Annotated in this window: 13 protein-coding genes; all 13 read left to right on the top strand. The window is 28.3% G+C overall.

Annotation, left to right across the window (positions count from 1 at the left end):
- Positions 1-5: 5 nt before the first annotated feature.
- The 13 genes from ACNSOS_RS07875 (at position 6) to gmd (ending at position 11,082) form a co-directional block, all read left to right on the top strand.
- Positions 6-665 (top strand): acetyltransferase, encoded by a 660-nt coding sequence (locus tag ACNSOS_RS07875; RefSeq protein WP_418184863.1) that lies wholly within the window; start codon positions 6-8, stop codon positions 663-665.
- A complete protein-coding gene (locus ACNSOS_RS07870; protein WP_418184862.1) occupies positions 665-1,303 on the top strand; it encodes a class I SAM-dependent methyltransferase in 639 nt (212 codons plus the stop codon). The genes ACNSOS_RS07875 and ACNSOS_RS07870 overlap by 1 nt, the downstream gene beginning before the upstream one ends.
- A 6-nt stretch (positions 1,304-1,309) precedes the next feature.
- Positions 1,310-2,251 carry a hypothetical protein gene (locus tag ACNSOS_RS07865; RefSeq protein ID WP_418184861.1) on the top strand — a complete coding sequence of 314 codons (942 nt, stop codon included), beginning with the start codon at positions 1,310-1,312 and terminating at the stop codon, positions 2,249-2,251.
- A gap of 1 nt (position 2,252) precedes the next feature.
- Complete coding sequence (locus tag ACNSOS_RS07860; RefSeq protein ID WP_319087448.1) at positions 2,253-3,059, top strand: FkbM family methyltransferase; 807 nt, start codon at positions 2,253-2,255, stop codon at positions 3,057-3,059.
- Positions 3,052-3,816: a phytanoyl-CoA dioxygenase family protein gene (locus tag ACNSOS_RS07855; RefSeq protein ID WP_418184860.1), complete on the top strand. Its 765-nt coding sequence runs from the start codon at positions 3,052-3,054 to the stop codon at positions 3,814-3,816. The genes ACNSOS_RS07860 and ACNSOS_RS07855 overlap by 8 nt, the downstream gene beginning before the upstream one ends.
- Positions 3,813-4,502, top strand: a complete 690-nt coding sequence (locus ACNSOS_RS07850) for a methyltransferase domain-containing protein (RefSeq protein ID WP_418184859.1) — start codon at positions 3,813-3,815, stop codon at positions 4,500-4,502. The genes ACNSOS_RS07855 and ACNSOS_RS07850 overlap by 4 nt, the downstream gene beginning before the upstream one ends.
- A 17-nt stretch (positions 4,503-4,519) precedes the next feature.
- Positions 4,520-5,188: a class I SAM-dependent methyltransferase gene (locus ACNSOS_RS07845; protein WP_418184858.1), complete on the top strand. Its 669-nt coding sequence runs from the start codon at positions 4,520-4,522 to the stop codon at positions 5,186-5,188.
- A 1-nt stretch (position 5,189) separates the two neighbouring features.
- Positions 5,190-6,359 carry a nucleotide sugar dehydrogenase gene (locus ACNSOS_RS07840; RefSeq protein ID WP_418184857.1) on the top strand — a complete coding sequence of 390 codons (1,170 nt, stop codon included), beginning with the start codon at positions 5,190-5,192 and terminating at the stop codon, positions 6,357-6,359.
- Between the two features lie 2 nt (positions 6,360-6,361).
- A complete protein-coding gene (locus ACNSOS_RS07835) occupies positions 6,362-7,963 on the top strand; it encodes a glycosyltransferase (RefSeq protein WP_418184856.1) in 1,602 nt (533 codons plus the stop codon).
- A 64-nt stretch (positions 7,964-8,027) separates the two neighbouring features.
- A complete protein-coding gene (locus ACNSOS_RS07830) occupies positions 8,028-8,168 on the top strand; it encodes a hypothetical protein (RefSeq protein WP_418184855.1) in 141 nt (46 codons plus the stop codon).
- On the top strand, positions 8,165-9,532 hold the full coding sequence (locus tag ACNSOS_RS07825; RefSeq protein ID WP_418184854.1) for a mannose-1-phosphate guanylyltransferase/mannose-6-phosphate isomerase: 1,368 nt from the start codon (positions 8,165-8,167) through the stop codon (positions 9,530-9,532). The genes ACNSOS_RS07830 and ACNSOS_RS07825 overlap by 4 nt, the downstream gene beginning before the upstream one ends.
- Positions 9,533-9,551: 19 nt before the next feature.
- Positions 9,552-9,899, top strand: a complete 348-nt coding sequence (locus ACNSOS_RS07820; protein WP_418184853.1) for a four helix bundle protein — start codon at positions 9,552-9,554, stop codon at positions 9,897-9,899.
- Position 9,900: 1 nt separating this feature from the next.
- Positions 9,901-11,082, top strand: coding sequence for a GDP-mannose 4,6-dehydratase (gmd, locus tag ACNSOS_RS07815; RefSeq protein WP_418184852.1), 1,182 nt, complete (start codon positions 9,901-9,903; stop codon positions 11,080-11,082).
- Positions 11,083-11,086: the final 4 nt, after the last annotated feature.

The raw sequence follows: 11,086 nt of genomic DNA, 5'->3' as shown, positions 1-11,086 counted from the left end.
AAACAATGGCAAAAGTAATAATTTTTGGAATTGGACAGATAGCTGAGATAGCACACTTTTACTTGACAAATGACAGTGAACATGAAGTGGTAGCTTTTACGGTTGATAAAGAGTTTCTTGAAAAAGAAAAATTTCATGATTTACCAGTAATTGCATATGAAGAATTAATAGAAAAATATCCACCAAATGAATACAAAATGCTTATCCCTATAAGCTATAAAAAAGTAAATAAGTTAAGAGTTCAAAAATTTGTTGATGCAAAATCAAAAGGGTATGAGTGTGTAAGTTATATAAGTTCAAAAGCTACTTACTACAATACACCAGTAGGTGAAAATTGCTTTATTTTTGAGAACAATGTAATTCAACCATTTACTAAAATAGGTGATAACTGTATCCTTTGGAGTGGTAATCATATAGGGCACCATACTACTATAGAAGATCACTGCTTTTTAGCTTCTCATGTGGTAGTTTCAGGAAATGTAACTATAGGAGAAAGTTCGTTTTTAGGCGTAAATTGCACTATAGCAGATAATGTGTGTATAGGTAAAGCAAATGTAATTGGTTCAGGTGCTGTAATTTTTAAGAATACAGACGATGATTCTGTCTATTCTCCGACAGAAACCGAGAAATCAAAAGTTCCGAGTAACAGATTGCGAGGATTATAATGAAGTATCAAGTGATTGTAGAACATTATGAAGAGTGTTTTGAAAAATTTGGAGACACCCCACGAGGAGTGGATTGGACAAAAGAAGAGCAGGTTGAATTTAGATATCAAACAATGCTTGAGCTTGTTAACTTTCGTGAAAAATCATTTCAGGTTACTAAACAAGTTTCCCTTTTAGATTATGGTTGTGGACTTTCACATCTATATGAATTTATACAAAAGAATAATATAAATAATATTGAATATACTGGATTGGAAATATCAAATAAATTTTTCAATGAATCTAGACAAAAATTTCCTACGAATAATTATATACTAGGGGATATCTTAAAGGATAAAAATCTTTTACAAAATAACTATGATTATATTGTCATGAATGGAGTATTTACAGAAAAACGTAATTTATCTTATAACAATATGTTTGAATATTTTGAGCAGATGATAAGTTTAATATATAAATATTGTAATAAAGGTATAGCATTTAATGTAATGTCAAAACAAGTAGATTGGGAAATAGATACATTATTTCATGTTCCATTGGATGATATGGCTAATTTTTTAACTAAGAGAGTAAGCAGAAACTTTATCATACGAAATGACTATGGACTGTATGAATATACAGTTTATTTATATAAGTAGGGTAACATGCAATGGATTAAAAAAGGTTTAGTATATGAACCTAATACAAATTATGAATGGAATTCAAAAGGTTATGCTTCTGTACCAACAGTATATAAAGTTTCTGAAGATGTATTAAGAATATATTTCACGGCAAGAGATATTAACAATAAAACTAACATTTCATATATTGAGGTAGAAGCAGATAATCCATCGAATATTTTATATACACATAAACACTCAGTCTTAAGTTTTGGAGAAATTGGAATGTTTGATGATTGTGGTGCTATGGTTTCACATGTCATAGATGTTGGAAATGAAGTATGGATGTATTATATTGGTTGGAATGTAAGAAATACTATTGCTTATCATAACTCAATAGGATTAGCAATAAGTAAAGATGGAGGTGTAACTTTTAAAAAGTTTTCAAAAGGACCTCTTTTTGATAGAACCTATAAAGAGCCTTATTTTAATGCGGCTCCTTTTATATTAAAAGAGGGTAGTATTTGGAAAATGTGGTATCTCTCAAATACAAAATGGGTTGAATATGATGGTAAAAGTGAGCCATTTTATCATATAAAATATGCAGAATCTGATAATGGAATTGATTGGAAACGAGAAGGAAAAGTTGCGATCGATTATAAAGATGAAAATGAATGTGGAATTGTAAGAGCTTGTGTTTTAAAAGATAATGACACTTATAAAATGTGGTACTCACATAGAAACTTACAAAACTATAGAACAAATAAAAATAGTAGTTATCGTATAGGATATGCAGAGTCTAAGAATGGAATAGATTGGACTAGAAAAGATAATGAAGTCGGAATTGATGTGAGTGAAAATGGATGGGACAGTGAAATGATAGAGTATCCGTTTGTTTATGATCATAAAGGTAAAAGATATATGATTTACAATGGAAATACATTTGGTAAAACTGGCTTTGGTTATGCTGTATTGAAGGAAAATTAAAATGCAAAAATTTATACCGCTGGAAGAGCTTGTTGAGAAAGAGAAATTAGATTTTATAGAATCTGTAGAAAATATAGATAAATATATAACAAAAGTTAAAGTTAGAGATGTTGAATGTTGTTATTTTACAAATTCGAAAAGAACTTTATGGCAAGCAGTTGGTATCGAATATATTGAGCCTGAAATGCTTGATTATATAGAAAGTTTGGAAGAAGATTCAGTTTTTTACGATATTGGTGCTAGCAATGGAATATTTTCAGTGTATGCTATGCAAAAATCTCTAAAGGTATTTTCATTTGAACCAGAAATACAAAATTTTTCACTTTTAGGAGCTAATTCTTATTTGAATAAAAATTCTAAACATCAACATAAATTATTTAATATTGCAATAAGTGATAAAAATAGTATAGGGAATATGTTTATCGCGAAGTTTGAGGGGGGAGGACATATGAAAATTTTAGACAAAGCTAAAAAAGTTGGAGAAAAAGAAAATTTCATACCAGACTTTACTCAAAATGTTTTGACATACAATCTTGATAGTTTCATTGAAAAATATTCATTACCTGCTCCTGAACATATAAAAATCGATGTTGATGGTGCGGAAATGGCGGTAATAAAGGGCGCAATTAATACATTAAAAAATAAAACTTTAAAATCAATATTTATTGAATTAGAAGATAATAATAAACATACTATTGAGATTATAAATATAATTAAAAAATCTGGATTTATCGAATCTAAAAAAGTACAAGTTCAAAATTATGAAGGACTTAATAATTATATTTTTACTAGGAACTTGTATGAATGAGATAATAAAAAGTTATGTCGAAAATGGGTTTTATGTAGCAAAATCTTTAGTTTCTAAAGAAGTTATTGATGAAACTATAGTAAGTATTAAAAAGCACTTTGATAATCAATTGAAATTATTAAATCAAGAGATACCAAATGATGTTTATGATTCAATGAAGCTACTTCATAAAGTAGATATTGAAAGGTATAAAAAGACTGCTGGTTCTCTTTGGCGAAAGATGCGCTTATATAACCTTTTACATCATGAAAATATTCAAAATTTTGTAAAAGAAAATTTTGGATGGAATGATATAGTGATTCCGGGGGGGCAAGTCGTGCATATACAGGCAGATAGTCTTAAAATCCCTAATGGTTACTTTGGATTAGTAGCTCATCAAGACTTTCCATCTGTTCAGGGTAGTTTGGATGGTTTTGTGGTTTGGATTCCTCTTGTAGATATTGATGCAAATAGATATCCTCTTGAAGTTATTCCTAGAAGTCATAAAAATGGAGTATTGCCATCTATTGAAAATAGTAGTTCTAGTTGGGAAATAAAGCCAGAGTGTTATAATGAATCAGATTTTGTTCCTGCTACTTGTGAAGTTGGAGATGTGATATTTATGTCTAACTTTACAGTGCATAGAAGTTCTCAAAATGGTGATGATAGATTAAGGTTGGCATGTAGTACAAGATATGACAATGCAGATGAAGAAACTTTTGTAGATAGATGCTATCCGAGTGCTTATATTAGAACTGTACAAAGAATTTTAATATGAAACCAAGTAAATTTCATCATAATAGAAAACTATATAATTGGGTAGGATATAATATTACAGATAAATGGCTTTTAGAGTACTCAAAACATTATAAAGGTATATTGGTTGATTTAGGTTGTGGCACTGCTCCATACAAAGACTTCTTTTTACAATATGTAGATAAATATGTTGGTGTTGATTGGACAAAAACTTTACATAACTCTAAAGCAGATATTATTTCTGATTTAAATAAAAAGATAGAAATAGAAAATGACTTTGCAGATACGATAATTTCAATTTCTGTAATGGAACATCTCTGTGAACCTCAAATATTTTTAAATGAAAGTTATAGAATATTAAAAGATAATGGAACTATAATTTTACAAGTTCCTTGGATGTGGTGGATTCATGAAGCGCCACATGATTATTTTAGATATACACCTTATGGTTTAAAATATATGTTTGAAAAAGCAGGTTATAAAGATATTCAAGTTCAACCAACTACAGGATTTTTTACTATGTGGTTTTTGAAAATGAATTATTTTAGTCTAAAATGGATAAAGGGTTCAAAAATTCGTAAAACTTTTACAAAAGCCTTTTTAATTCCATTTTGGTATACTTCACAAAAATTAGCTCCATGGCTTGATAGTTTACATAGAGGTTGGTCGCTTGAGAGTGCTGGCTTTTTTGTAGTAGCAAAAAAATAAATACAAAGGAAAAAATAATGTCAAGATATTGTCCAATATGTGAAACAGACAATGAGAAATTTAATTCTTTTGGATACATACCAAGAGAAGATGCCTTATGTCCAACTTGTGGTTCATTAGAAAGACATAGATTAAGTTGGTTGGTAATAAAAGATAAGATTAAAAATAAAGATATTGCAAACAATAATTTGTTACATATAGCTCCTGAAAAAATATTTATTGAAAAGTTTACAAATTTATTTAAAGAAAACTATTTAACAGCAGATTTATATGATAAAAATGCAAAAATTAAAATGGATATTACAAATATAGAATATCCAAAGGAATCATTTAATTATATCTATTGTAGCCATGTTTTAGAGCATATTCAAGATGATAAAAAAGCAATGAGAGAACTTAATAGAGTTTTAAAAAAAGATGGCTGGGCTATATTACTTGTACCAATAATGACAAAAGGTCCTACAGAAGAAGACTTCTCAATAACAGATCCAAAAGAGAGAATGAAGCACTATGGACACCCTGATCATGTAAGAAATTATGGTTGCGACTATAAAAAAAGATTAGAAGAAAGTGGATGGAAAGTAGAAGTAATTTATGCTGAAGATTTTTTAACCCCTAAAGAAATTGAATTAATGGGTATTACAAAAGCTGCAGGAGAAATTTATTTTTGTACAAAAAAGAGATAAGATGAAAATCGCCATCGCAGGAACAGGTTATGTAGGGCTTTCAAACGGATTACTTCTATCTCAACATAATAATGTAATAGCTCTTGATATAATACCCTCTAAAGTAGAAATGCTAAATAATAAAATATCTCCTATAGAAGACAAAGAGATAGAAGAGTATTTAAAAAAAGACAGTATAAATTTTAAAGCTACTTTAGATAAAAATGAAGCCTATAAAGATGCAGATTTTATAATTATTGCAACTCCAACAGATTATGACGCACAAACAAACTACTTTAATACAAAATCTGTTGAAGCAGTTATAAAAGATGTATTAGAGATAAATCCAAATGCAACTATGATTATAAAATCAACAGTTCCAGTTGGATATACAAAAAGCTTAAGAGAGAAGTTTAATACAAATAATATAATCTTCTCACCAGAGTTTTTAAGAGAAGGAAAAGCTTTATATGATAATTTATACCCAAGTAGAATTATTGTAGGTGAAAAAAGTAAAAGAGCAGAACTTTTTGCTTCACTACTAGAACAAGGTGCTATAAAAAAAGATATTCCAATTTTGTTTACAGATTCAACAGAAGCTGAAGCTATTAAACTATTTTCAAATACATATCTTGCTATGAGAGTTGCATACTTTAATGAACTTGACTCTTACGCTCAAACACATAACCTTGATACTAAACAGATAATTGATGGTGTTGGTTTAGATCCTAGAATTGGAAATCATTATAATAATCCAAGCTTTGGATATGGAGGTTACTGCTTACCTAAAGATACAAAACAACTTCTAGCAAATTATAAAGAAGTACCAAGTAATTTAATAGAAGCAATTGTAAAATCAAACTCTACTAGAAAAGATTTTATAGCTGATAGTATTATAAAAAGGGGTCCCAAAGTTGTAGGTATTTATAGACTTGTAATGAAAACAGGCTCAGATAACTTTAGAAGTTCAGCAATTCAAGGAATAATGAAAAGAATAAAAGCAAAAGGTATAGAAGTAATAGTGTATGAACCAGTACTAAATGAAGATACTTTTTTTAATTCAAAAGTATTAAAAGATTTAGAAGAGTTTAAAACGGTTTCTGATGTAATAGTAGCAAATAGATTAAACCAAAATCTTAAAGATGTAGAAAACAAGGTTTATACTAGAGATATTTTTGGAGATGATAACTAAATATGAAAGTTTTACATATTGTTTCTGGAAGTTTGAGTGGTGGAGCAGCAAGAGGTGCTATGTGGCTACATAAAGCTTTAAAAAAATTAAATATAGACTCGGCAATATTAACAAATAGTATTAATAATCTAAATGACTCTAGTGTAATAGAGATAACAGACGAATTAAACAATAGAAATAGATTGGAAAAACAGGTTCTTTATGAGTATCCAAACAAATTAAATTTTATATTTTCAACTGGTTTTTTTGGATTTGATTTTAAAAAATTACAAATTTTTAAAGATGCAGATATAATCCATCTCCACTGGATCAATGATAACTTTATCGATATTTCTCATTTAAAAGATATAAAAAAACCAATCATTTGGACTTTTCGAGATATGTGGCCAATGACTGGTGGTTGTCATTATAGCTTTGATTGTAAAAAATATAAAAAGTGCGGTTGCCAAAAATGTCCCCAATTAAACAGTAGTAAAAAAAAAGATTTATCTTATTGGATTTTTGAATATAAAAAATATAACATTCCAAATCATATCCAAATTGTAGGAATAAGTAACTGGATTACCAAACAAGCAAAAAAAAGTATTCTTTTTAAAGAATTTCCAATTAAAACTATTTTTAATAACATTGATACAGGATTGTTTAAAGTATACAACAAAAGTAAGCAAAAGAAATTTTTTAATTTACCTCAAAATAAAATCATTCTTTTATTTGGTGCAAACAATATTCAAGACCCATATAAAGGTTTTGAAAAACTACAAGAAGTTATCAAACTACTTCCAAAAGAGAATTATTTTTTATCTATATTTGGTAATGCAGATGAAGATAGCATAAAACAATTGGGCATAGAGTATAAATTATTTGGGAAAATCAATGATGATAAAAAATTAAATAAAATTTATTCAAGTGCAGATATTTTTTTGGCTCTTTCAACTTACGAAGCATTTGGGAAAACACTTGTTGAATCAATGTCAAGTGGTACGCCTGTAGTTTGTTTTGATTCAACTGGACCCAAAGATATAATTGAACACAAAATAGACGGCTATAAAGCAAGGCCATTTGATTGTATGGATTTTTTAAAAGGAATACAATGGCTACAAACTCATTATAAACTTACTAGAGATAATGCTATTAAACATTCTAGAAAAAAATTTGATAATACTGTTATTGCAAAACAATATATAAGATTGTACACATCTTTATTAGATCATTTTAATATATCCAACTGTAAAAGTGATAAAAAGAGTCAATCTATCAATTTAAAAACAAACTATATCAAAGATGCACTTTTAAAAAATAATAAACAAATTTTTGAAAACAATATTAGACTCTTTTACAATCAATTAAACGATTTATCCAATATGAATTATAAATATGTAATATACGGCAATGGAACAATAGGAAAAACAATTCAAGCTTTAATACCAGATAAAATAGTAGGTTATGTAGATATAGCTGATAAAAATAATCACCCAAAAAACTTAAAAAATATGGAATATGATAAAATTTTAATTAGTGTTTTAGGAAGAGAAGAAGAGATAATAAAATATTTAATTGATGATTTAGGAATTGAGAAAAACAAAATTATTACTTTGGAATTATAAAATAAGATACTATTTAGTTTTCTTTGTTTAGAGAATTAAAATATACCACTATAAGGAGTTTAAGATGATTGAGAGTAATAAAGTACACAAAAAAAAAGATGATTCTATTTTTGGTATATTAAAAGATGATAAAAAAGATGTAAAAAATAAAATAAAAGATTTAAGAAAAGCTAGAAGTTTTATTAAAATAGAACTATATAAATGACAAATATAATACTATGTGGTGGCAATGGAACAAGACTATGGCCAATTAGTCGTACACTTATGCCAAAACAGTTTGTAAAATTATTTAACAACAAATCATTGTTTCAATTAACAGTTGAGAGAAACTCTAAACTGTGTAGTTCTCAACTTATAGTTTCAAATACTGAACAATATTTCTTAGCTTTGGATCAACTTGAAGAATTAAATAAACAAAACAATAAATATCTTTTAGAACCAATGGCTAAAAATACTGCTCCAGCAATAGCACTTGCATGTTTATCACTCGATGAAAATGAAATAGTTTTAGTAACACCAAGTGATCATCTAATCAAAAATGAGGATGAGTATAAAGAAGTTATTGAAAAGGCAGAAAAATTCGCGTCTGAAGATAAACTTGTAACTTTTGGGATAACTCCAACCTTTGCCGAAATAGGATTTGGATATATAGAAAGTGTAAATAAGTATGATGTAAAAGCTTTCCATGAAAAACCAGATTTACAAACAGCCATTTCATATTTAAAATCTAAAAACTATTACTGGAATAGTGGAATGTTTTGTTTTAAAGCAGGAGTATTTTTGAATGAATTGAAAAAATATTCACCAAAGATTTATAATCAATCAATTGAAGCTTTTAATAATGCTTCTAAGAGTGAGATTATTAGAATAAAATATGAAGATATGGCAAGTATTCCAGAAAATAGCATAGATTATGCTGTTATGGAAAAATCAAATATAGTAAAAGTAATCCCTTCAAATATCTCTTGGAGTGATGTTGGAAGTTTTGATTCACTTGTGCAAGAGTGTAAAGAACTAAGTATTAAATGCTATGAAGAGAGTTGCGAAAACAACTTTTATTATAGTGATAATGAAAAAAAAGTCATTGCTACTATTGGGTTAAAAGATTTTATTGTAGTTGATACAAATGATGCTATTTTAATAACAAAAAAAGGTGAAACACAAAAAGTAAAAAATATTGTAGAAAAAATAAAACATAGCACTTTTAACTCAACACTTAGCACCAACTCCACAGGTAATCGTCCTTGGGGAACATACACAGTTTTAGAAGAATCAAATGGATACAAAATAAAAAGAATTGAAGTAAAACCGAAAAAACGATTGTCTTTACAAAAACACAAATTTAGAAATGAACATTGGGTTGTTGTAAGTGGAGTTGCAACAGTTGAAATTGATAGTAAAGAATTTCTATTAAATGAAAATGAAAGTACATATATAAAAGCTGGACAAATCCATAGACTTTCTAATGATACTAATAAACCTTTGGTTATAATAGAAGTTCAAGTGGGAAGTTATACTGGTGAAGATGATATTATACGATTTGAAGATGACTACCAAAGATTGTGTTAAGTGCTAGGAATGAAGTATTATGAAATGTGAAAAGCTAGAAGTTTGGAAAATAAGTGCAAGATTATCGGCAGATATTTATAAAAAATTTGTAAATTTAAAAGACTATGGATTTAAAGACCAAATTACAAGAGCAGGACTTTCTATTCCTAGCAATATAGCAGAAGGTATGGAAAAAGAATCAATAAAAGAGCAAATAAGATTTTTGGATATTGCGAAAGGTTCAGCAGCTGAATTTATGACACAAACATATATAGCAATGGATATAGAGTATTTAGATAAAATTAGTGGTAAAATATTTATAGAAAAAACAAATCAAATATTAGCTATGCTCACAAAACTACAACAAAAATTAAAAGAGAAAATATAATATGCAAAAAAATCTTAACACAGAATACATAGCACCTAAAACATCAAAAAAAGTAGCACTAATAACAGGGATAACAGGTCAAGATGGAAGTTATCTAGCTGAATTCTTACTAAAAAAAGATTATATAGTTCATGGAATAAAAAGAAGGTCTTCACTTTTTAATACAGATAGAATTGACCACTTATATCAAGATCCACATGTAGAAAATAGGAATCTAATCTTACACTATGGAGATATGACAGATAGTATGAATTTAACTAGAATTATCCAAGAAGTACAACCCGATGAAATATATAATTTAGCAGCTATGAGCCATGTACATGTGAGTTTTGAAACACCTGAATATGTTGCCAATGCAGATGGAACTGGAACTTTAAGGATTTTAGAAGCTGTTAAACTTTTGGGATTGACTAATAAAACAAAAATTTATCAAGCAAGTACATCTGAACTATATGGAAAAGTACAAGAAACTCCTCAAAGTGAAACAACTCCATTTTATCCAAGAAGTCCATATGCAGTTGCTAAAATGTATGCTTATTGGATAACTGTAAATTATAGAGAAGCTTATGGAATGTTTGCTTGTAATGGAATACTTTTTAATCATGAATCACCTGTTCGAGGTGAAACATTTGTAACTAGAAAAATAACAAGAGCTGCAAGTAAAATAGCACTTGGACTTCAAGATAAATTATATCTTGGAAATTTAGATGCAAAAAGGGATTGGGGACATGCAAAAGATTATGTAAAAATGATGTGGCTCATTCTTCAACATGATACACCAGAAGATTGGGTAATAGCAACTGGACAAACAACAACAGTTAGGGATTTTGTAAAATTTGCATTTGCATATGCTGGAATAAATCTTAGATTTGAAGGTGTTGGTGTAGATGAAAAAGGGATTATCAACTCAATCGATGAAGCAAGAGCTAAAGAGCTAAACCTTAACACTACACACTTAACACTTAACACTACTGTAGTTGAAGTCGATAGCCGTTACTTCCGTCCAACAGAAGTTGATTTACTTTTAGGAGATCCAAGTAAAGCAGAAAAAGAACTAGGTTGGAAAAGAGAATTTAATTTACAAGATTTAGTAAATGATATGATGAAAAATGATTTAAAACTAATGACAAAAGATGTTTATCTACAAGATGGTGGATATAAAATTATGAGTTATTTTGAGTAAAAAA

The sequence above is a fragment of the Aliarcobacter vitoriensis genome, from assembly GCF_048320235.1.
Classification (GTDB): domain Bacteria; phylum Campylobacterota; class Campylobacteria; order Campylobacterales; family Arcobacteraceae; genus Aliarcobacter; species Aliarcobacter vitoriensis.
Note: the sequence above shows the minus strand (reverse complement) of the source record. Positions and strands in the feature narration are given on the sequence as shown.

Excerpts from the sequence above, each read along its gene's own strand:
- ACNSOS_RS07875 (WP_418184863.1), top strand. The coding sequence starts at position 6 with ATGGCAAAAGTAATAATTTTTGGAATTGGACAGATAGCTGAGATAGCA.
- ACNSOS_RS07870 (WP_418184862.1), top strand. The coding sequence starts at position 665 with ATGAAGTATCAAGTGATTGTAGAACATTATGAAGAGTGTTTTGAAAAA.
- ACNSOS_RS07865 (WP_418184861.1), top strand. The coding sequence starts at position 1,310 with ATGCAATGGATTAAAAAAGGTTTAGTATATGAACCTAATACAAATTAT.
- ACNSOS_RS07860 (WP_319087448.1), top strand. The coding sequence starts at position 2,253 with ATGCAAAAATTTATACCGCTGGAAGAGCTTGTTGAGAAAGAGAAATTA.
- ACNSOS_RS07855 (WP_418184860.1), top strand. The coding sequence starts at position 3,052 with ATGAATGAGATAATAAAAAGTTATGTCGAAAATGGGTTTTATGTAGCA.
- ACNSOS_RS07850 (WP_418184859.1), top strand. The coding sequence starts at position 3,813 with ATGAAACCAAGTAAATTTCATCATAATAGAAAACTATATAATTGGGTA.
- ACNSOS_RS07845 (WP_418184858.1), top strand. The coding sequence starts at position 4,520 with ATGTCAAGATATTGTCCAATATGTGAAACAGACAATGAGAAATTTAAT.
- ACNSOS_RS07840 (WP_418184857.1), top strand. The coding sequence starts at position 5,190 with ATGAAAATCGCCATCGCAGGAACAGGTTATGTAGGGCTTTCAAACGGA.
- ACNSOS_RS07835 (WP_418184856.1), top strand. The coding sequence starts at position 6,362 with ATGAAAGTTTTACATATTGTTTCTGGAAGTTTGAGTGGTGGAGCAGCA.
- ACNSOS_RS07830 (WP_418184855.1), top strand. The coding sequence starts at position 8,028 with ATGATTGAGAGTAATAAAGTACACAAAAAAAAAGATGATTCTATTTTT.
- ACNSOS_RS07825 (WP_418184854.1), top strand. The coding sequence starts at position 8,165 with ATGACAAATATAATACTATGTGGTGGCAATGGAACAAGACTATGGCCA.
- ACNSOS_RS07820 (WP_418184853.1), top strand. The coding sequence starts at position 9,552 with ATGAAATGTGAAAAGCTAGAAGTTTGGAAAATAAGTGCAAGATTATCG.
- gmd (WP_418184852.1), top strand. The coding sequence starts at position 9,901 with ATGCAAAAAAATCTTAACACAGAATACATAGCACCTAAAACATCAAAA.